Genomic DNA, 20,590 nt, shown 5'->3' on the forward strand with positions numbered 1-20,590 from the left:
TTAGTGGCAGCCATAAACAGAACGCCCTCTCGTCAGCCGACGAGGGGGCGTTCTGTTTACGGGTGCAAAGCGGTCCGCTTTTTGAACCTCGTCGTACAATTCCTTTTGCGTTCGGTATGCGTTTCTCTTTTTCCTTCCTCTTGTTAGCGGCGTTACTTGCTAGCTGCGTTTCGCAGGCCCAAAGAGCTGCGAAGCCCACCCAAGCTGCGAGCAAGCAACAAGCTAAGACCAGTAAGACTGCGAACGGGAAACCAGCCGCGGAGCCCACACCCGTTATTGTTTTTCGCAAAACACCTTGCTTTGGCTACTGCCCGCACTACGAAGCACGCATCTACGCCGATGGCCGCATGAGCTACGAAGGCATTGAGTATGCGCCTGTGGAAGGCAAGCGTGAGGTAACCATGCCGCTCGCCACTATCAAACTCATTCAGGATAAAGCGCGCGCTCTGCACTTCAACGATTTACCCGAGCGGTACACGCTAGGCACCAGCGACCTGCCTGCTACCAGTCTCACTATCAGGCCAGTCAATTGCCCTGCCAAAACTGTAATTGCTGAGGAAGGCGTACCCGCCGAGCTAAAAGAATTCCTGAGTTACGTGGAAAAGCAAGTGACCAGTGCCTTAGGTGCCTCTTCCGACCGATAGTTACTTTACGGCCTGCATGTTGGCTGAATTCTCCACCTTCAGCGGGGAAGTGTCCTTAGTTCTGATACTTACGTTCTCAAAATGCCAGTCGCGGGAGTAGGCAATGCTGCCCGCAGCGGCTCCCTCAATTTGGATGTTCTTAAACTGGAAATTAGTTAATAACGACTCGGGCAGGCCAACAGCGTAGATGGCCCGTTTGGCATCTTTGGCTACAATGTCGGAGAGGTAGATGGAGTTGCAACGCGGTATTCCTTTTTCAGCAGGCTCCACCTTAGTGAGCATTTTTTTCCAGTGCGCGGGTAGGCTAGCTTCGGTGTAGCCTTCCGGCAATTTCGAGTAGCTGTAGCTCGGATTCCAGTTCAGAGTCACTTGCAATACATTGCCGACCCCGTTCATGGTGATGTTCTGAAAGTGCACGTCCTCCACCGTGCCTCCACGGGTAGTAGCCGACTTTATGTTCATCCCGTTGCCAGTGCCATTAGCCGTTAGGTTGGTGGCAAACACGTGCCGAATACTGCCCGATGTTTCGCTGCCGAGCGTAAGCAGCCCGCCGCCAGCCCGCGCCACACAGTTCCGAATTACCACGTACTCCGTTGGTCGGTTCACGCGCAGACCGTCCCAATCCCGGCCCGCTTTCAGACAGAAATCGTCGTCATTGCAGTCAATATCACAGTTCTGGATCAGCACGTAGCACGAAGAATCTACGTCGACGCCATCGGTGCTAGGGCCGTGCCCGTCGATGTTGTTGCGCACGATAATGCCATCGACCGTTACCTGCCGAGAGTAAAGAATCTGCACCGTCCAGAACCCGGCCTGTTGTAGAGTCAAGTTTTTCAGGGTGATGTTGGACGACTCGGAAATAAGCACGGTACGGGGGCGCTTGGCGTCGTAATCCACAATCCAGCGTAAGCCCTTAGGCTCGTATTCTCGGCGCAGGTTCCAATAGAAATCCCAAAACGGCTTGCCTTGCGCATTCACGATGCCTTCCCCGATAATAGCTGCGTTGTCTTGGCCAATGCAATTGATAAGGGCCGCCGGCCACTTCATTTCTATACCCGCAACCCGCGTGTCGATGTCCGGATAGTCTTTGATATCCTGGCTGCCTTTCAGCTCCACCCCTCTCCCGATAACTAGGTTGACGCCTTTTTTTAAGAAGACAGAACCCGTCAGGTAGGCACCCGGTTCGAACGTAACCGACCCGCCACCCTTGGCGGCGCAAGCATCAATGGCCGCTTGAATAGCGCGGGTATTCAAAGTAGTTCCGTCGCTTTTGGCGCCGTACGCCTTCACTCTGAACTCCTGCTTTTTGCTAGGGAAGGTCTTCGCGCCTGTCTTTTTAACCCAAGCTGGTTCTGGCTCCGCTGCCTGAAGTGTACCACTGAAGAGCAGCAGAATAAAGCTGCTTAGCACCAGGAAATAATTGCTATTCATATGCGGAAGAAATGGATTCTCAAGCCAGTGCCGTACTGGTTTGACTCACCCAACTTAGACACCGTGCAGCATCTAGGCATCCTGTAGCATCCTGCGTGCGGAAGATCCTCACTCCTAACCTCAATGGCTTTTTAGAATCAGAGCTAAACACTACCTCTTCTCTAAGCTAGTTTCTCTCGCTTAGAGAAGAGCTATGCTTTCCTATAGAATCTAGCTAGTCCTTGCGCACCCGCTCCAATACTAGTTGGTTCATTGGATTGGGGGTGAGGCCTTGCACGTTGTTTTGCGTGAGGCGCACCACTTCATCGTAATACACGGCAATAACTGGACACTCTTCCACCACAATCCGGTCCATCTGGCGGTAGAGGTCGTAGCGCTTTTCCAGGTTTTGCTCTAGCCTCGCCTTTTCGTAGAGCCGGTCGTAGGCGCCGTTTTTGAAGTGCGTTTTATTGGGGCCAGCGGGTGCGAAGTTGGGGCTGTAGAAAAGGGCTAGGTAGTTTTCCGCGTCGGGATAGTCGCCGAGCCAGCTACGGGTGAAGAAGGCGGCGCGGCCATTATCGATTAGTTCGCCGTGGGCAGCGCCTTGGTTCACATCTATTTCCACCTGCACACCTACTTCGGCCCACTTTTTTTGGTAGTACTCGCAGTACTCTTTGCTTTCGGCCACGGTACTCAAGCGCAGGCGCAACGGCTTGTTCGGTCCGTAACCAGCTTCGCGCAAGAGCTGACGAGCTTTGTCAGGCTGGTAGGTGTAGCCGGGCACCAGTTTGGCGCTGAAAGAAGGCAGAGAGGCCGGTACAAAACCTGAGTTGCCGGGCAGCCCAATATTATTGATGAAATAAGCCAGAAACTCCGGCTTGTTCAAGGCATAGTTCAGGGCTTGCCGCACCCGCTTGTCGCGCAGGGCGCGGCCGGTTTCGGCGTTGTCGCCGCGCAGATTGGTTGGGTCCTGCTGCATACCGATGTATTCGGTATTCAGGTACGGCACTTTTTGAAGCCGAAATTTGCCTTTGAAATCCTCGCGGACCGAGCCATCGGGATACAAGATAAGGTCGCGCGAGCCGGAACGAATGCCGCTGATAAAGTCCAGCTTACCTTGCTGGAAAGTAAGGAACTCGGTTTTGCGGTCCTGGATGAAGCTGATTTGCACGGCATCTACGTAAGGCAGGCGTTGGCCCTTCGCGTCGCGTTTCCAGTAATTGGGGTTGCGATGGTAGATGATGGCGTTGCCCTCATCCCACTCCTTAAATAAGAAAGGCCCCGTTCCTACCGGGTGCTCCCGGAAATCCTTGCCATAGCGCTGCACTGCCTCGCGCGGCACCACGTAGGCGTACGGCATTGTCAGCATCCCCAAGAACGGAATGAAGGGCTCCTTTAAGTGAATGCGAAGCGTGGAATCATTTACGGCCACAAAAGCCGTATCAGCTGGCTCACCTTGTGCATTTTCCAGCACTTTGCCCCGGAAAATCCAGCCGCCGGGGCTAGCCGTGGCTCCGTCAAGCAGGCGCTTGAAGCTATACACAAAGTCCTGCGCTGTTACGCGCCGGCCTTTGCCGCCAGGAAATACGTCGGAATCGTGAAAGCGCACATCGGGACGAAGCGTGAAGGTGTAGCGGCGGCCGTCGGCACTTATTTCATAGCGGCGCGCCACAGAAGGACCGGGCTTCAGGCTGTCATCGAGTTCCACCAACCCATTGTAGAGCTGCGTGGTAGCCCAAATATTGGCTTGGTTGCGGGCGAAAGCTGGGTCGAGGGAAGAGAGGGATTCGGGCTGATTATAGCGGAATACACGTCGGGCTTCGGTGGCCGGTGCGGGGCCCTGGCAGCCGGCTAGCAACGCCAGCGACAGGAAAGCAGAACAGTAAACCAAGCGCGAAATCGGGAGCATGGGAAAGGCGGAATCACGTATATTTGCAACAAAGGTACCCCGTCTGGCTGTTGCCTTTCACGTCTGGCCAGCCACTTTCTTTTCCTTATGCAACTTACCTACTACGGTCACTCCTGCTTCCTTCTCGAAACCGGCGGCAGCAAAGTGCTTTTCGACCCTTTCATTAGTCCGAACCCGCTGGCCAAGGACGTGGCCATCGACCAGATTGACGCTCAGTTCATTCTGCTTAGCCACGGCCACGCCGACCACGTAGCCGACGCCGAAGCAATTGGCAAGCGTACCGGTGCCGAGGTAGTAGGTATGGCCGAAGTTGTAGGTTGGTTTGGCCAGAAGGGTCTGAAAGCCAACTACGCTATGAATATCGGCGGCAAAGTGTCTCTGCCTTTTGGCACGGTGAAAATGGTGGCTGCTTTGCATTCCAGCTCCATGCCCGACGGCTCGTACGGTGGTATAGCGGCTGGTTTTGTAGTCGAAGCCGAAGGCAAAACCTTTTACTTTGCCGGCGACACCGCCCTCACCTACGACATGAAGCTCCTCGGCGAGCAATACAAGCTGGACTTCGCCCTGCTACCCATCGGCGACAACTATACGATGGGTATTGACGACGCCTTGATAGCCGCCGACTGGACCGGAGCCAACAAGATCATCGGGATGCATTACGATACCTTCCCTCCTATCACCATCGATCAGGAAGCAGCCAAACAAAAAGCCACGCAAGCGGGCAAAGAGTTGTTGTTACTTAAAATCGGTGAAACCATTAATTTGTAAGTTTAATGGCTGAATGGTTTACTTGTTAAACGGTTGCGTGCTCCCGCGGAGCAGCCCTTTAACAAAGCAGCTATTCAACCATTTAGCTATTTAGCCATTAATCAAGCCCCCTCATGGGAAAAATCATTGCGGTAGCCAATCAGAAGGGCGGGGTGGGCAAAACCACCTCGGCTATCAACTTGGCGGCCAGTCTGGCGGCTTTGGAGTACCGGACGCTCCTCGTGGACGCCGACCCGCAGGCCAACGCCACCTCCGGCGTAGGCTTCGACCCCAAGGACATCGAAAACAGCATTTACGAGTGCATGGTGGACGGCATTAATGCCCAAGACATCATTCTGCAAACCAACGTGCTGCCCCACCTCGACCTCATGCCTTCTCACATTGACTTGGTAGGGGCGGAAGTAGAGATGATCAACCTACCCAATCGGGAGGAGAAGATGAAGGACGCCCTGCGTCCCCTAGCCGATCAGTACGACTTCATCATCATCGACTGCTCCCCAAGCTTGGGTTTAATTACGGTTAACGCCCTCACGGCTGCGCACTCCGTCATCATTCCGGTACAGTGCGAGTATTTCGCTCTCGAAGGCTTGGGTAAATTGCTCAACACTGTAAAGATCATCCAGAGCCGCCTGAACACGGACCTCGAAATCGAAGGCATCTTGCTGACGATGTATGACGTGCGCCTACGCCTGAGCAACCAGGTAGTGGAAGAAGTGAAGCTACACTTCCAGCAACTCGTGTTCGACACCATTATTCCGCGTAACGTAAAGCTAAGCGAGTCGCCAAGTTTCGGCATCCCGGTCATCCTGCACGATGCTGAAAGCAAAGGCAGTATCAGCTACCTCAACTTGGCCCGCGAAATTGTGGAGAAGAATGTGGAAGCCGCCGGCACTTCGGAGCCTGCTGAAGACGCCGCAGCTTAGGTTTCGCAACAACGCTTTTGTGACAGAGGCCCGCGAGTTTCGCGGGCCTCTGTCGTTTTTAGTAGGCTTTACTTTTATGAAATCTTATACCGAGGATGGGCTATTGCCTAATTTCCGAGTTAGTTATACCCTTTATAGCATCGAAGAAGGCGGCCGGAAAACGCCAGCTAACCAACATATCCGTTGGGACTTTATGTATGATGACAGCGCTATAGCAACTCATACATTCATGATTTGGCCGGAAATCTTGCACCCTGATGGCGAACTACTGACCGATGGTTATGTGCCTATGCATGGGCTAGCGGATATGTTTATCGTGTTTTCTAGGTCACGAGCTTTTCACCAGCAGCATGTCAAGCCGGGTTTGCGGGGCTACTTTGTAGAAGGTTCTCGGCGGGTGGCGGTCTGTGAGGTTGTTGCCATTCTTAACCTGCATTCAACTCCGCTTCAATAGAGGAAGCTAAGTAAATACACAGCAGAATTCTGTCAGTTCAACGTTCCACGATTATTTGCTGATCGTGGAACAAAATTTCTCAGCCTTCCCCGGCGTTTGTGTATTTTTGAATCCTGCTTTTCTCGCGCCACTGCGGGAAAGCCGATTGTAGGTATGTCAGACAAGCAAGAAGAAAAAGCTATTCCAGCTGCACCCTCGGCGGCAGCCAAGCGCAAAATCGGTGGCTTGGGCCGCGGATTGAATGCTCTGATTGAAGGCAGCTACGAGAAAAAGAGCGACCGGGTAGGCTTGGTGCCGCACCCGATGAACTCAGTTGGGTTGATTCCAGTAGGTCAGATTGAAGCCAACCCCTACCAGCCGCGCACGCACTTCGACCAAGATGCTTTGCATGAGCTAGCTGAAAGTATCAAGATTCAAGGGATTATTCAGCCAGTAACGGTACGTCAAACGGGTACCAATACGTACCAGCTCATTAGCGGGGAGCGTCGTTTGCAAGCCTCTAAGATTGCGGGCCTCGATACTATTCCGGCTTATATTCGGAAGGCCGACGACCAGCAAATGCTGGAAATGGCTCTCATCGAGAACATTCAGCGCGAAAACCTCAACGCAATTGAAATTGCGCTGAGCTACCAGCGGCTAGTGAGCGAGTGCAATCTGAAGCAGGAAGAGTTGGGCGACCGGGTCGGCAAAAACCGCTCGACCGTAACCAACTATCTCCGCTTGCTCAAGCTGCCGCCCGATATTCAGATTGGCTTGCGCGATACGGCCATCAGCATGGGCCACGCTCGCGCCCTCATCAACATCGAGAATCCCGAGCAGCAGTTGGCTTTGTTTCACCGCATCCTAGCCGAAGAATTATCTGTGCGACGAGTGGAGCAGTTGGTACGTGCCGGTCTGAACCCGGTGGAGAAGCCGGGTGCACCAGCTACCAAACCCGCGCAAGATGTAGCCGGGCAGGTGCCAGTAGCGGAACTACGCCGCACCGAGCGTCACTTGACTGAGCGGTTTGGGAGCCGGGTAATGGTGAAGCCAGGTCCGCAGGGTCGCGGTGAAATTAAAATTGCCTTCGATTCGGTGGAAGACATGCAGCGTATCCTACACATTTTGCAACCTGCGTAGGCACTAGGCAGTTGAGAGTGAGCTACAAGAACTTAGCTAGCATCTCAACAGACTAGCCACCATCTGTCAACGTTATTTGATTTAGTCGCCGTTGACTCGCCCTGGCTCTCCGTTATGAAACTTAATTCCTGCTTCCGCAGCCTGGTTGCTACGCTTTTCTTAGCTCTGCCATTGGTGCAGGAAGCACATGCCCAAGCTACTCCGCCTGCGCGCACCACTGTCGTCACGGCGGGGCCGGACTCCGCGCAGGTAAGCACGCAAATAGTACCCGATTCGGTGCGCCGTACGGCGCGGTTGTTTGGTTTGAAGATGACTAAGCCCGCAAAAGCCGGATTTTTATCGGCGTTGCTGCCTGGTGCCGGACAGATATACAATCGGCGCTGGTGGAAACTCCCACTAGTATATGGCGCTGTAGGTGGTACCCTCTACGGTGAGCTGTTTTATCTGAGATACTACAAAGATTTCGTAGAAGCTAAAAGGCTACGGAATGGAAGTAGTACACCTTCTCCAGACGAAACTACCCTCACCAGTGGGTACCCTAACTCTACAATTCAGAGATACATTAACACATACCGGCGCCAACGTGACGTGTTTATAGCGTATGTAGCCTTAGCGTATGGGGTTCAGATTCTTGATGCCGTGGTAGATGCTCACCTTCGCGACTTCGATATCAGCGACGACCTGAGCCTACAACTAGAGCCAACCATGTTACGGATGCCAACGGCTGCCATTACACCTGCCATTGGTCTCACTCTCACTTTCAAATAAGCTTCTACTTGCTCGTTGCTGCTTTCTAGTTGATGTTCGACTAGCTAGTTGGCACGGCAACTACTGAAAGCAGCAACCAGAAACTAGTACCTCAAGAAATGAAGCTTCTGTTGATTGGCTACGGCAAAATGGGCCGCGCTATCGAGGCTCGCGCGGTAGCGCGAGGTCATCAAATTGTCGGTATCATCGACCCTACGTATCCCGAAGCCAATATTGCGGACTTCGATACCACTACCGCTGATGTAGCCATTGAATTTACGCATCCTGATGCGGCTTTCGCGAACGTGCAGGCTTGCCTACGCCAAGGTCTACCGGTGGTGTGTGGCTCTACAGGTTGGCTTCATCATTTTCAGGAGGCCGTGAAGCTGTGTCAGACTAATGATGGCTCCTTGTTTTACGCTTCCAATTATAGCGTGGGCGTAAACTTGTTCTTTCATTTCAATGAGTACATAGCCACCAAAATGCACCAGTTTGGTGGGTACGATGTGCAGGTACGCGAAATTCACCATACCCAGAAAGTAGACCAGCCTAGCGGCACGGCCCTGACGGCGGCGGAAGCTATTTTGCGTCACTTCCCGAGCAAAACCATCTGGCGGAACGAGGCGGCGCAAGCCCCCAACGAGCTAGCGGTGCTTAGCGAAAGAACGGGCTCTGTAGTAGGTACTCACATTGTAACCTACACCTCCGAAGCCGATACCTTAGAACTCAAACACGAAGCACATACGCGCGACGGATTCGTGGATGGCGCCTTGTTGGCCGCCGAGTGGCTCCCCGGACACCAGGGCGTATTTGGCATGAAGGATTTGCTCGGGATTTGAACGGCTTGCTACTTGAATTGTTAACTAGCTGGTTGTTACAGCTTATTTGTGAAGGAAAAGCCAGGCAAGGTTTGAATGATATAGCTGTTGCCCCCTAATTTCTTCGGATATTCCCACTTTTAAATTGCTGCCTGGCTTAGGCCGGGCCTTACCTGATTTCGCACTCTTGCTATGGCCGTACAACAGTCCTGGGAACAACGCATGAAAGCGGCTTCCGCGCCTAAGCCTATCGAACGAAAGAAAAGCTTCTTCCGGGAATGGGGGGATGCCATTTTATTTGCAGTAGTAGCCGCTACGCTCATCCGCTGGGCTACCTTCGAGGCCTATACCATCCCGACGCCTTCAATGGAAGACTCGTTGTTGGTAGGTGATTATCTGTTCGTAAGCAAGCTGCACTACGGACCACGTACCCCCCAGACGCCGCTGCAGATTCCGCTTACCCACCAAACGCTTTGGGGTACCGGTCTCAAAAGCTATTCCGACGCGATACAGCTACCCAGCTACCGCCTACCCGGCTTCTCGGAGGTAAAAAGTGGCGACGTAGTGGTGTTCAACGTGCCCTTCGAAAGCCAGCACCCCGCCGACTTGCGCACCAACTACATCAAGCGTTGCGTGGCAGTTGCCGGTGATGTACTGGAAATCAAAGACACGCAGGTGTTCATCAATGGCAAACCTATGGCGAATCCGCCGCAAAGCCAGAATCGCTATTTCCTGCAGGTACCCCAGCCAAACGACGACCTGAAAAAGGCATTCCAGCAACAGGGCGTTACCAATTTCAACCGCCCGGATGGCCAACCAGAGCCGCTTTACGGCATGCAGGAGCCTACCTTCATGATTGATGCCACACCGGCCACTGCGGACTTCTTCCGCAAACAGCCTTATGTAAAAGCAGTCGTACAGGACAAGGCAACTCCTGGCCAGGCCGAACCCGATGTTTTCCCGAACAATCCAGACTATCCGCAGAGCACGCCGCAGCCTATCAACAACTGGAACAAGGATAACTACGGTCCGCTGCAACTGCCGAAAAAAGGGCAAACTGTGCAGCTTACACCGCAGAATACGCCTATCTACCAGAAAATCATCATGCGTTACGAGCATAATGAGGGCGTGACTATGGTAAACGGCGTGTTAACGCAGAACGGGCAACCCTTGAAAAGCTACACTTTCAAGCAGAACTACTACTTCATGATGGGCGACAACCGCCACGATTCGCTTGATTCGCGCTATTGGGGCTTTGTTCCCGAAGATCATATAGTTGGCAAAGCCGTTTTGATCTGGATGTCAGTTGATCCGTATGCCGATTTCTTCCACAAAGTTCGTTGGAGCCGGCTTTTCAACACGATTCACTAATTCAAAGCTTGAACTAGCAACATTGAAAGGGCTTGCCGACTGGTAAGCCCTTTTTCGTATGACATTAGTGAGACAGGTTTTGCTGTCTTTAGGGTCTGTACAATTCGTTCTTACCTCGCAAGCTACCAAACGATAGGCTTCAGGCTATGCTCCTGTAGGTAAGCGTTGGTCTTGCTGAAAGGGCGGGAGCCAAAGAAACCTCGGTCGGCAGCATAAGGCGAAGGGTGTGCTGCTTTAAGGATGAGGTGCTTACGCTCATCAATCAGTTCGGCTTTTTTCTGGGCATAAGCACCCCACAAGATAAAAACTACGTTTTGCTTTTGCTCGGAAATGGTTTGAATGACGGCATCGGTGAATTGCTCCCAGCCCTTCTTCTGGTGGCTGCCAGGCTCGGCCGCGCGCACCGTAAGTGTGGCATTAAGCAACAGAACTCCCTGTTGCGCCCATCGGTCGAGGTTGCCGTTAGGAGCTGGGGGCGTACCGGGCAAATCGTCTTGCAATTCCTTGAAAATATTTTGCAATGACGGCGGGGTGCGCTTGTCTTCAGCTACAGAGAAACTTAACCCGTGCGCTTGTCCTTTACCATGATAAGGGTCCTGACCAAGAATCACCACTTTCAGCGCCTCAAACGGGCAAGCATCAAAAGCGTGAAAAATTAGAGGCCCCGGCGGGTACACCGTAGCAGTAGCATACTCGCCACGCACAAAAGCAATTAGATGTTGAAAATATGATTTCTCAAATTCTGGCTGTAATACCTTGCGCCAACTCTCTTCTATCTTTACATTCATACGTTGGAAAGAAATTATTGCGGATTGAACGGACCTTGTTTGGCTCCGGCTGCGTACATAAACCAATTTCCGGCCCCGGCTGTTAGTCTCACCACACCGCACAGTAATCATGAATACGACCACCACGCAGGGCGTTACCGTGAGCGTCACGACAAACTATTTGCCCGACTACTCAAGCCCCGGCCAAGAACACTACGTATTTGCGTACAAGATTGATATTCGTAATAACGGCGAATATACCGTGAAGCTATTACGCCGTCACTGGTATATCTACGATGCCAATGGTGTAGTGCGCGAAGTTGAAGGCGAAGGCGTAGTTGGCCAACAACCCGTTTTGGAGCCCGGTGAAGCACACCAATATGTATCGGGCTGCAACCTAAAATCTGGACTCGGTAAGATGCGCGGCACCTACGAGATGGAGCGTCTTGCTGATGGCAGTGTCTTCACGGTTGAAATTCCGGAATTCACCCTCGTTGTGCCATACCGTCTGAATTAATCTGCTCTGAATAACCAAACGGTTGAATTGTTTGATGGCTGGTCGTTCAGCAACCTGTTGGAACGACCAGCCATCTAAACGATTCAACCATTTCGCTATTTAACTCAACTGTCAAAAATTTGCTTTTTCAAGCTCTTCGCTACGTTCAGTTTTTTTTCCGCTCGGGGAATGCGCATGGGCTGCATTCCCCGTTCGTTTTTGGGCTCTACAACCACGTTATTCACCACGATGGTCAGTTTGCGGCCTTTGAAAATATTGAAGCCCGACGGCACGAACTGCTACATAGCCAGCAACAAATAGAAGTCCGTGACTTTGGCGCGGGCTCGCACACTGGCGCAGGCCGGCGCCGACGTATCGGCGATATAGCCCGCACTGCCGCCAAGCCATCCAATCTGGCACAGTTGCTTTTTCGGCTAGCCAATCATTTCAAGCCGCGCACTATTCTGGAGCTTGGCACCTCGCTCGGCCTCACTACCGCCTACTTGGCCGCCGCCGACTCACGTAGCCGAGTACTCACGTTTGAAGGATGTCCCAATACGGCCGCGGTGGCCCGCGAAACGTTTCGGGTGCTTCAGTTGCCCAACGTTGAATTGATTGAAGGCAACCTCGACGAAACTCTTGCTCCTACTCTAGCCACGCTAAATGCGCCTTTAGACTTTGCTTTCTTCGACGGTAACCACCGCTACGAGCCGACCCTACGCTACTTCAACTTGTGCGTAGCTCACCGCACAGAGCGGAGCGTGTTTGTACTCGACGATATTCATTGGTCTAGCGAAATGGAACGCGCCTGGAATACCATTCGCCAGCATCCTGAAGTGCGCTTAACCATTGACCTGTTTTTTGTAGGATTGGTATTCTTCCGTCGCAACCAACCCCGACAGCACTTCCGGTTGCGCTTTAATAGCACATTCGATAAGCTACTAGACCGCACCAAGTGGCTTTCAGCTTAAAGCTCAACGTCTTCAACAAACTGACGCAGGCAGTTGTTAGCGCACGGCTTCCCGAACCTTGGTCAGCTTCACTAGCAAGTCTTCTAGCTTGTCCAAAGCCAACATATTTGCTCCGTCCGATTTGGCGGTGGCTGGCGTGGGATGCGTCTCAATGAACAAGCCATCCGCTCCGACTGCTATGGCCGCTTTGGCAATAGTTTCGATGAGTGCTGGCTGCCCGCCCGTGACGCCACTGCTTTGATTGGGACGCTGCAAAGAGTGCGTCACATCCATCACTACGGGCACCCCAAATTCGCGCATAGCGGGCAAGTTGCGGAAATCTACCACGAGGTCGGAATAACCAAACGAATTGCCCCGGTCAGTAAGGATAACGTTTTCGTTGCCGGACTGGCGCACTTTATCAACGGCAAACTGCATGGCTTCCCCATTCAGAAACTGACCTTTCTTGATGTTTACCACCTTCCCTGTTTCAGCAGCGGCAATCAGTAAGTCGGTTTGCCGGCACAGGAATGCTGGAATTTGCAGTACATCCACATATTCTGCCGCCAGTGCTGCCTCTCCCGATTCGTGAATGTCGGTGACCGTAGGCACGCCCATTTCGCGGCCGACTTTCGCCATAATCTGCAAAGCCTTTTCGTCGCCAATACCAGTGAACGAATCGAGGCGCGAACGGTTGGCTTTGCGATAAGAACCTTTGAAGATGTAAGGAATCTGTAGCTTATCTGTGATGTGGCGCACTCTTTCGGCTATGCGTAGGGCCATATCTTCCCCCTCAATCACGCAAGGACCAGCCATTAAAAAGAACTGACCAGAGTTGGTGTTGCGGAAATGCGGCAGGGTGTTGGCGAGGAGTTCAAGCATGGAAGAGGGAATGTAGCGTACGCATAAGCTTACACCAGTCGGCCTAAGCTATTTCGGAAGGCCAAAGGTAACAGAGACGCCCATTTTACGCTGCTTACCAAATAACTTGGCAGCAACATGAGCAGCTACTGCTTAAACCGCAGCTTTCCTTTTCAAACAAATAAACAATTCCTTGCCCTGCCTCGGTCGGAGCGAATTATAAGCCGTTTCGAAGTGCACAAAGTTGAAATAGGGCTCGAAATAGGACTGGTACTCTTGCCTAGTGCCTCCGAATGGGGGCTCCGATGAGTCGCCAAAGTCGGTTTCAAATAGCAGCCCTACTAGTATTCCTCCTGGGCGAAGTAGGTGGAAGCATTGCTCGGCATAGGCTGGGCGCAAGGCTGGATCAAGGGCGCAAAAGAAAGTTTGCTCGACCAGCATATCAACCACTGCCGTTGGCTGGAGCTTAAAGAAATCTTCAAGGAGCAAATGGGTTGCCGGAAAATCAGGTACTCGCTGCTGAAGCGCCTGTAGAGCTTCCAGAGCAATATCTGCCACAAATACATTTGTGAATCCTTTCTTGTGCAGATATTCGGCTTCGTAGGCGCGTCCTGCGCCCGGAATAAGAATCTGCCGATGGTCAGCAGGCCCTAATTGGTCGAAATATTCGCGCAGAGGCGGTGTTATTGCGCCAGTATCCCAGCCCGTTTGGTTGGTTTCATAGCGCCTGCGCCAATATGCTTCGTCGAGTTGAGTGGTAGGTTTCATGCAGACCTCGTACCTTTCACTGTCTGATTTTACTTGACAGAAGTTAGATTGTTGTAAAATTTCGTTTGTTTGCGCACAAAGATATTACTCTACCGGCGCGTCCGACCCTTACTTAACCCTGCTTGCAATGGAACAAGAACAAAGCCCAACCCCCCGGAACAACAGTCGCTTTCTACTCATCGTCGCATTGGCGCTGGTGCTACTTGGCATCAACGGCGTTCTGTATTGGATGAACCGGCAGAAAACCCAGGAGAATGAGCAACTCACTACGCAGGTAACTGAGAAAGATTCCAAGCTGCAAGAACAAATCAAACAGTACGAAACGCTTAAGGCCGATTTCGAGCGTCAGAGCCAGGAAGTGCAATCGATGGGCTTGTCTAACGACTCGCTGGAAGCCCGAATTGCTTCTATCAATGCCGACCTACTGAAGCTTCGTTCTTTCAAAGCTGGTAGCTTCTCTATCAAGGAGCAGCAGCGCTTCAAGCAACGCGCCATCAATTTCGAGACGCAACTTCGCAAGAAGGACGAGGAAATTGCCCAGCTCAAAGCTGACAATGAGGCGTTGTACACGGAAACTACCACCCTCAAAGAGCGTCAAAACAAGCTCACCGACACCATCACCACTATTGCCCGCTCCAACCAAGAGTTGAGCGAGAAAGTAGCCGTAGCATCGCGCCTCCAAGCCGAAAATATCCGCATCGGCGTATTGAACTCGCGCGACAAGGAGAAAGATGATGAGGATAATGAATTCAAAGCTAAGCGCGTCGAGAAGGTCAAAATCACCTTCAACCTTGCTCGCAATGATGTGTCGCCGAAAGAAACCAAGCAAATCATGCTACGCTTGATCGAGCCTGATGGCGCCGCCCTCTATAACCTAAGCACTGGCGGTGGCACGTTCATGGTAGATGGCTCGGAAGCCTTCTATACGGCCAAGCAAGACCTCGTTTTCGATAACACCCGTCAACCTGTTCAATTCCTCTACGCTAAAGGTGCTCCTTACAAAACTGGCCAGCATACAGTTGAACTGTACGAAGGCGGCGTCATGATTGGCAAAACCTCTTTCACCCTGAAATAAGCATTATTTAAAAGGTTGGCTTTTTGAAGTCATTCTGTTTAAAACTTTACCAACAAAAAGGCCACCTCTATTTGAGGTGGCCTTTTTGTTGGTGCTGTTAGCTTGGAAAAACTAGAAGCGGGTTCAAGCGTGAAGCAACAGGTAACACGAACAGGTTAGTTAGACCTGTGATTCGTATTCTTCTAGCTTCTTTAGCACAGCTGTTATGTTCTCGGTTAGGAGTACTATCATGGCTCCTTGCGGGGCATTGGCCATTACATAATCAACTGCCTCTAGCTCCTTTTCGATGTATGTAATGGGTAGGTCCGGTTTGTCGAGGCGCAGGCCGCGGGTCATAATTTCCTTGAGGAACTCGGCCGTCTTACCCCGCAGGTCCCGATCTTGACGCAAAATCACTTCATCGAAGATGCGGCCAGCCACACGAGCAAAACCTAACGTGTCCTCGTCGCGCCGGTCTCCTAACCCCGATACCATCCCGATTTTACGGGTAGCTTGAGTGGCGTCCAGAAACTTCGCGAAGTTCTCTAGGCCATGCGTGTTATGCGCATAGTCTACAATGACCTCGAACTTTGGAAACTTAAACAAGTTCATACGACCGGGCGTCTTGCTGGCCGATGGCACAAAGGTGCGCAACGCTAGCTTGATGTCTTCGCGCTCCAGGCCCGCCAGATAACCCGTTAGAGCGGTTGCCAGACTATTTTCGATGTTGAACGTTGCTCGCCCATCAAAGGTCACAGGAAACTCGGCAGCCCGGTCGATACGCAGTTTGTAGCTGTTCTTGTAGATGGTCACGTAACCTTCTTCGTACACGGCTGCCACGCCGCCCGCTTCCACATGGTCGAGAATGCGCGGGTTTCTTTCATCCATGCTGAACAATGCCACCCGGCAGTCCAGCTTTTCCCGCATGGCATACACTAGGTTATCGTCGGCATTGAGCACCGCCCAGCCATTTTTGCGCACAGTCCGCGGTAGCACTCCTTTCACGGCGGCCATTTCCTCTACGGTATGAATATCGCGCATACCTAAGTGGTCGGCCGCCACATTAGTCACCACAGCTATGTCGCAAGTGTGGAAGCCAAGACCGGAGCGCAGCATACCACCCCGCGCCGTTTCTAGCACAGCGTAGTTGATGGTTGGATCTTTGAGTACAAATTCGGCACTGACACCACCGGTACAGTCGCCTTTCTGCAACTGCCGCCCCTGAATGTAAATACCATCGGTGGTAGTGAAGCCTACCTTATAGCCCTTTGCCATCATCATATGGGCAATGAGGCGCGTAGTTGTGGTTTTGCCATTGGTACCTGTAATGGCAATAATCGGAATACGGGAGTCAGAACCTGGCGGAAACAGCATGTCTACGACGGGTTCCGCCACGTTGCGCGGCAGACCTTCCGTAGGTGAAATGTGCATCCGGAAACCAGGGGCAGCATTCACCTCAATCACGGCGCCGCGCGTCTCGTTGAGGGGTACCGCAATATCAGTTGTCATCAAGTCGATACCACAGATATCAAGCCCGACAATACCTGCTACACGCTCGGCGAGCAGCACATTGTAGGGGTGCATCAAATCCGTGACGTCGGTGGCGGTACCGCCCGTGCTGATATTGGCGGTGCTCTTTAGGTATACCGTTTCTCCTTCCGGCAATACCGACTCCAAGGTTAACTTCAACCCCTTCAAAATGTCGAGCGTGTGCTTATCGGCTTTGATGCTGGTGAGCACCTTCTCATGCCCCACTCCGCGGCGTGGGTCCTTGTTTACTTCATCAATCAGCTCTTGAATGGTATGCTGTCCGTCGCCGATTACAGCAGCGGGAGTGCGCTTGGCGGCGGCTACTAGTTTGCCATTAACTACGAGAAGCCGGAAGTCTGCCCCTTCAACAAATTGCTCTACAATCACAGCTCGGGAATATGCCTGGGCCATTTTCATGCCTTCCACCGCATCTTCCCAGTTCATGATGCGAATAGTAACCCCTTTGCCGTGGTTGCCATCGAGTGGTTTTGTTACCAACGGAAAACCCAACTCTTCGATAGCATCCCGCAGCCCATCCTCGGAATACACTGTAGTACCCTGCGGCACCAGCACGCCTGCATCGTGCAGCATGGCCTTTGTGCGGTTCTTGTTGCCTGCAATCTCCACTCCTGCGTGCGAAGTATAGGTAGTGGTAGTGGCCCAGATGCGCTTCTGGTTGACCCCGTAGCCGAGCTGGATGATACCGCTATTCTTGAGCTGAATGTAGGGTATGCCCCGTGAGGCAGCCTCCGATACAATGCTCCAGGTGCTTGGCCCAATAAATTCCTCTTCTCGGATTTCGTGCAGCTCGTCGATAATCGGTTTCAGATCGACCTCTTTCTTCTGACAGAGCGACTCCACAATTTCCACAGCTGCTTCAGCAGCCCGACGTCCGGCCCGTTCCTCTTGATAGCTAAACACCACAAACTCGACCCCCTCTTCACGCGCTGGGTACGACTTGCCCCAATACACTGGCATCCCGGCTTGTCTTTGAAGCTCTAGAGCAACGTGCTGAATAACATGCCCAAGAGGCTCTCCGTCGGCCAGTTGCTCCTGCGTCAAAGGTGGATGTTTAGCCGCATGCTTCTGCGACTCGAAAGCAGCATGTGGCTTGCCAAGTTCAGGTATTAATCGCGTGAGACGTTCGGCTAGTTCCGGTACCACATTCGACCATTGGTCGGCGTAGTCTTCAAGATCCACTTTCATTACAATGAGCTTGTAATGTTTAACGGACCAGTAGCTGGGCCCGCGCATGGTGCGTAGGTCGATAATCTTCATAAGAAGCAAGAAGTGGAAGGCGTAGGAGGCAAGTAATGCCCGTTGTACGCGGAAGCTAAATGTAGGGATTTGAGCTAGGATACCTATTATTCCTCTCTACACATCGCCTTTAACACTTTATTTTTCATGTGCATCAACATTAAGCGCACCCCCTATTGCCTAGTGGAGAGCAGCTTCCATCCCTACTTTACCAGTGAAACTTACTCTGACAACCCAACCTTTTTTGTTTGTGATGTATGTAAATAAAAAGGGCCACTAGCAGTGCTAGTGGCCCTTTTTATTTACATACGAATTGTACCTAAAAAATTCGCCCCGATTGGGGCTAATCAACCAGGGCACTCTGTACGCGGAAAACAGGAAAAAGAGGTGACGGGCGGATTCGAACCGCCGTAGGAGGTTTTGCAGACCTCTACCTAGCCACTCGGTCACGTCACCGGATTGGGGATGCAAACTTACACCTTAATCTGACTTATGCCAAAACTAAAGTGGTATTAATACAGGTTAGAACGATAATTGACTGTTTTTCTGGCAGAAGCATTTGTAGAAAAATCTAGTTTGCTGTGAGCACTACATAAAAAAGGCCCCGGATAATTCCGGGGCCTTTTCAATTGAAAAGAGGAAGCTTATGCTTGCTCTTCGTCTTTTTTGTTGGCAGCGTCGTCGCTATCAAGCAAGTGTTTAGCCCGCTCTACAACGTCGCCAGCTACTTCTTTGGCTTTCTCGAAAGCGTCAGTGTGCGTGGCGGCTTCTACAGCATCGCTAGCAACTTCCTTCACTTTATCGAAAGCAGCAGAAGCAGCACCAGTTACGGCAGCAAAAATTCCACCTTCTGCGGCTGGAGCTTCAGCGGCTGGAGCAGCCTCGGCAGCAGGGGCTGCTTTAGCTGACAGCTTCTGCTCGCCTACTTGGCGCTCAGTACCCATCATCTTGTCGCGCAAAGCCGACAAAGCATCCAGGTCGCCAAGAGTTGACTTCTCAGCAACAGGCTGCTTCTTGAGGTCAGTTATCTTGCCTTCACCTTGCGCAGCGGTTGGAGCCTGACCAGCAGGACCTTTCTTCTTGAACTTGGCAGCACGCGTGTCTTCTTCCTGCTGCTGGTTGTACACAGCAGTGTGCGACAGTACGATGCGGCGGTCATCCTTCGAGAATTCAACCACACGGAAGTCCAGCGACTCGCCGTTCTCGGCGTTGCTGCCATCTTCCTTCACCAGCGACTTCGGATACGCGAAGCCTTCGATGCCGTACGGCAACTCGAGCACAGCGCCACGGTCGTTTTTGTCGGTGATGGTAGCCTTGTGTACCGAGCCAGGAGTGAATACCGTCTGGAACGTATCCCATGGGTTTTCTTCCAGCTGCTTGTGGCCGAGGGCCAAGCGACGATTAGCTACGTCCAATTCGAGCACGAGCACGTCCAGACGGTCGCCTACCTTCACTACTTCTGAAGGATGCTTGATCTTCTTAGTCCACGACAAGTCAGACACGTGCACGAGGCCGTCAACACCTTCTTCCAGTTCTACGAACAGGCCGAAGTTGGTGAGGTTACGCACAAGACCGTTGTGGCTGGTGCCTACGGCGTACTTAGTTCCGAAGTCGCCACGAGTCCATGGATCTTCGCTCAGTTGCTTGATGCCGAGGCTCATCTTGCGGTCTTCGCGGTCGAGGGTCAGGATTTGAGCCTCTACTACGTCGCCCTGCTTGATGAAGTCCTGCGGGTTGCGCAGGTGCTGGCTCCAGCTCATTTCTGAAACGTGGATCAGGCCTTCTACGCCGGGGATGATTTCCATGAACGCGCCATAGTCGGCTACGTTCACGATGCGGCCTTTCACTTTCGAGCCTACGCCCATGTCGGCGGGCAGCGAATCCCATGGGTGAGCAGTTAGCTGCTTCAAACCGAGGCTGATACGCTTCTTGGCTTCGTCGAAGTCCAGAACTACGATGTTCAACTTCTGGTCGAGCTGCAATACTTCGCTCGGGTGAGCGATACGGCCCCACGAGATGTCGGTGATGTGCAACAGACCGTCAACGCCACCAAGGTCAATGAACACACCGAAGTTGGTCATGTTCTTGATAACGCCTTCCAGGATCTGGCCTTTCTCTAGGTTGTTGAGGATGGCTTCGCGCTGCTTCTCGAGGTCTTTCTCGATCAGGACTTTGTGCGAAACTACCACGTTGTCGAAAGCAGCGTTGATTTTCACCACTTTCACTTCCATCCGACGACCAACATAAATGTCGAAGTCACGGATAGGCTTTACGTCGATTTGCGAGCCGGGCAGGAAGGCTTCAACGCCGTCCAGGTCCATGATCAGACCGCCTTTGGTGCGACGCTTCACTACGCCTTCGAGAATGGTGTCATTCTCCAGCGCGTCGTAGATAGACTTCCAAGCCTGCTTGATCTTGGCCTTCTTGCGGCTCAGGATCAGCTGACCGTTCAGGTCTTCTTGGTCTTCGATGAATACCTCTACCTCGTCACCGATTTTCAAGTCGGGAAGGTCGCGGAATTCAGTGATAGACACCAAACCATCGGATTTGAAACCGATGTTCAGGATTACGTCGCGCTCGGTGATGCCCACCACAACGCCTCTTACTACTTCTTCTTCCTGTACGGTGGTCAGCGTGTTGCCGTACATCTGTTCCATTTCGGCACGCTGCTCAGCGGTATAGTTACCACCGAAGCCTGACGCTCCTACATTGTCCCAGTCGAAGTTATCTGCTACTTCAGCCAT

General features: G+C 52.4%; 18 protein-coding genes and 1 tRNA gene. 11 read left to right on the forward strand and 8 right to left on the reverse strand.

Going from position 1 to position 20,590, the window contains the following annotated elements; translation table 11 throughout:
* The first annotated feature begins 116 nt into the window (after positions 1-116).
* A complete protein-coding gene (locus MUN86_RS16710; protein ID WP_245119193.1) occupies positions 117-644 on the forward strand; it encodes a DUF6438 domain-containing protein in 528 nt (175 codons plus the stop codon).
* On the opposite strand, the gene MUN86_RS16715 is transcribed toward MUN86_RS16710, so the two are convergent.
* Positions 645-2,075 (reverse strand): glycoside hydrolase family 28 protein, encoded by a 1,431-nt coding sequence (locus MUN86_RS16715; protein ID WP_245119194.1) that lies wholly within the window; start codon positions 2,073-2,075, stop codon positions 645-647.
* A gap of 214 nt (positions 2,076-2,289) precedes the next feature.
* Positions 2,290-3,963: an ABC transporter substrate-binding protein gene (locus tag MUN86_RS16720; protein ID WP_245119195.1), complete on the reverse strand. Its 1,674-nt coding sequence runs from the start codon at positions 3,961-3,963 to the stop codon at positions 2,290-2,292.
* Positions 3,964-4,050: 87 nt separating this feature from the next.
* On the opposite strand from MUN86_RS16720, the gene MUN86_RS16725 reads away from it, so the two are divergent.
* From MUN86_RS16725 to lepB, 7 genes are all read left to right on the forward strand, one after another.
* Positions 4,051-4,731: a metal-dependent hydrolase gene (locus MUN86_RS16725; protein WP_245119196.1), complete on the forward strand. Its 681-nt coding sequence runs from the start codon at positions 4,051-4,053 to the stop codon at positions 4,729-4,731.
* Between the two features lie 113 nt (positions 4,732-4,844).
* The gene (locus MUN86_RS16730) at positions 4,845-5,654 is read left to right on the forward strand and encodes a ParA family protein (RefSeq protein WP_245119197.1); all 810 of its coding nucleotides are present in this window, start codon (positions 4,845-4,847) and stop codon (positions 5,652-5,654) included.
* A gap of 76 nt (positions 5,655-5,730) precedes the next feature.
* Positions 5,731-6,108, forward strand: coding sequence for a hypothetical protein (locus MUN86_RS16735; protein WP_245119198.1), 378 nt, complete (start codon positions 5,731-5,733; stop codon positions 6,106-6,108).
* A 153-nt stretch (positions 6,109-6,261) separates the two neighbouring features.
* On the forward strand, positions 6,262-7,227 hold the full coding sequence (locus MUN86_RS16740; protein ID WP_245119199.1) for a ParB/RepB/Spo0J family partition protein: 966 nt from the start codon (positions 6,262-6,264) through the stop codon (positions 7,225-7,227).
* 114 nt (positions 7,228-7,341) lie between these two features.
* Complete coding sequence (locus MUN86_RS16745) at positions 7,342-7,995, forward strand: DUF5683 domain-containing protein (protein ID WP_245119200.1); 654 nt, start codon at positions 7,342-7,344, stop codon at positions 7,993-7,995.
* A gap of 98 nt (positions 7,996-8,093) precedes the next feature.
* The gene (dapB, locus tag MUN86_RS16750) at positions 8,094-8,813 is read left to right on the forward strand and encodes a 4-hydroxy-tetrahydrodipicolinate reductase (protein ID WP_245119201.1); all 720 of its coding nucleotides are present in this window, start codon (positions 8,094-8,096) and stop codon (positions 8,811-8,813) included.
* Between the two features lie 171 nt (positions 8,814-8,984).
* The gene (lepB, locus tag MUN86_RS16755; RefSeq protein WP_245119202.1) at positions 8,985-10,163 is read left to right on the forward strand and encodes a signal peptidase I; all 1,179 of its coding nucleotides are present in this window, start codon (positions 8,985-8,987) and stop codon (positions 10,161-10,163) included.
* 122 nt (positions 10,164-10,285) lie between these two features.
* Here lepB and MUN86_RS16760 read toward each other — a convergent pair whose 3' ends face one another.
* A complete protein-coding gene (locus tag MUN86_RS16760; RefSeq protein WP_245119203.1) occupies positions 10,286-10,951 on the reverse strand; it encodes a uracil-DNA glycosylase in 666 nt (221 codons plus the stop codon).
* 109 nt (positions 10,952-11,060) lie between these two features.
* Here MUN86_RS16760 and apaG point away from each other — a divergent pair, with 109 nt between their 5' ends.
* Both apaG and MUN86_RS16770 read left to right on the forward strand, forming a co-directional pair.
* A complete protein-coding gene (gene apaG, locus MUN86_RS16765) occupies positions 11,061-11,447 on the forward strand; it encodes a Co2+/Mg2+ efflux facilitator ApaG/CorD (RefSeq protein WP_243796718.1) in 387 nt (128 codons plus the stop codon).
* A 119-nt stretch (positions 11,448-11,566) separates the two neighbouring features.
* Positions 11,567-12,397: an O-methyltransferase gene (locus MUN86_RS16770; protein WP_245119204.1), complete on the forward strand. Its 831-nt coding sequence runs from the start codon at positions 11,567-11,569 to the stop codon at positions 12,395-12,397.
* A 36-nt stretch (positions 12,398-12,433) separates the two neighbouring features.
* Here MUN86_RS16770 and kdsA read toward each other — a convergent pair whose 3' ends face one another.
* Positions 12,434-13,258: a 3-deoxy-8-phosphooctulonate synthase gene (gene kdsA, locus MUN86_RS16775; RefSeq protein WP_245119205.1), complete on the reverse strand. Its 825-nt coding sequence runs from the start codon at positions 13,256-13,258 to the stop codon at positions 12,434-12,436.
* A 132-nt stretch (positions 13,259-13,390) separates the two neighbouring features.
* Positions 13,391-14,005 (reverse strand): methyltransferase domain-containing protein, encoded by a 615-nt coding sequence (locus tag MUN86_RS16780; protein ID WP_245119206.1) that lies wholly within the window; start codon positions 14,003-14,005, stop codon positions 13,391-13,393.
* A gap of 127 nt (positions 14,006-14,132) precedes the next feature.
* On the opposite strand from MUN86_RS16780, the gene MUN86_RS16785 reads away from it, so the two are divergent.
* A complete protein-coding gene (locus MUN86_RS16785; protein ID WP_245119207.1) occupies positions 14,133-15,080 on the forward strand; it encodes a DUF8428 domain-containing protein in 948 nt (315 codons plus the stop codon).
* Between the two features lie 159 nt (positions 15,081-15,239).
* Here the strand turns inward: MUN86_RS16785 and cphA are convergent, their stop codons facing one another.
* The 3 genes from cphA to rpsA all read right to left on the reverse strand — a co-directional run bounded on the left by cphA (position 15,240) and on the right by rpsA (position 20,590).
* On the reverse strand, positions 15,240-17,867 hold the full coding sequence (gene cphA / locus MUN86_RS16790; RefSeq protein WP_245119208.1) for a cyanophycin synthetase: 2,628 nt from the start codon (positions 17,865-17,867) through the stop codon (positions 15,240-15,242).
* A 364-nt stretch (positions 17,868-18,231) separates the two neighbouring features.
* A tRNA-Cys gene (locus tag MUN86_RS16795) sits at positions 18,232-18,302 on the reverse strand.
* 188 nt (positions 18,303-18,490) lie between these two features.
* A complete protein-coding gene (rpsA, locus tag MUN86_RS16800) occupies positions 18,491-20,590 on the reverse strand; it encodes a 30S ribosomal protein S1 (protein ID WP_245119209.1) in 2,100 nt (699 codons plus the stop codon).

The sequence above is a fragment of the Hymenobacter volaticus genome, from assembly GCF_022921055.1.
Taxonomy (GTDB): Bacteria; Bacteroidota; Bacteroidia; order Cytophagales; family Hymenobacteraceae; genus Hymenobacter; species Hymenobacter volaticus.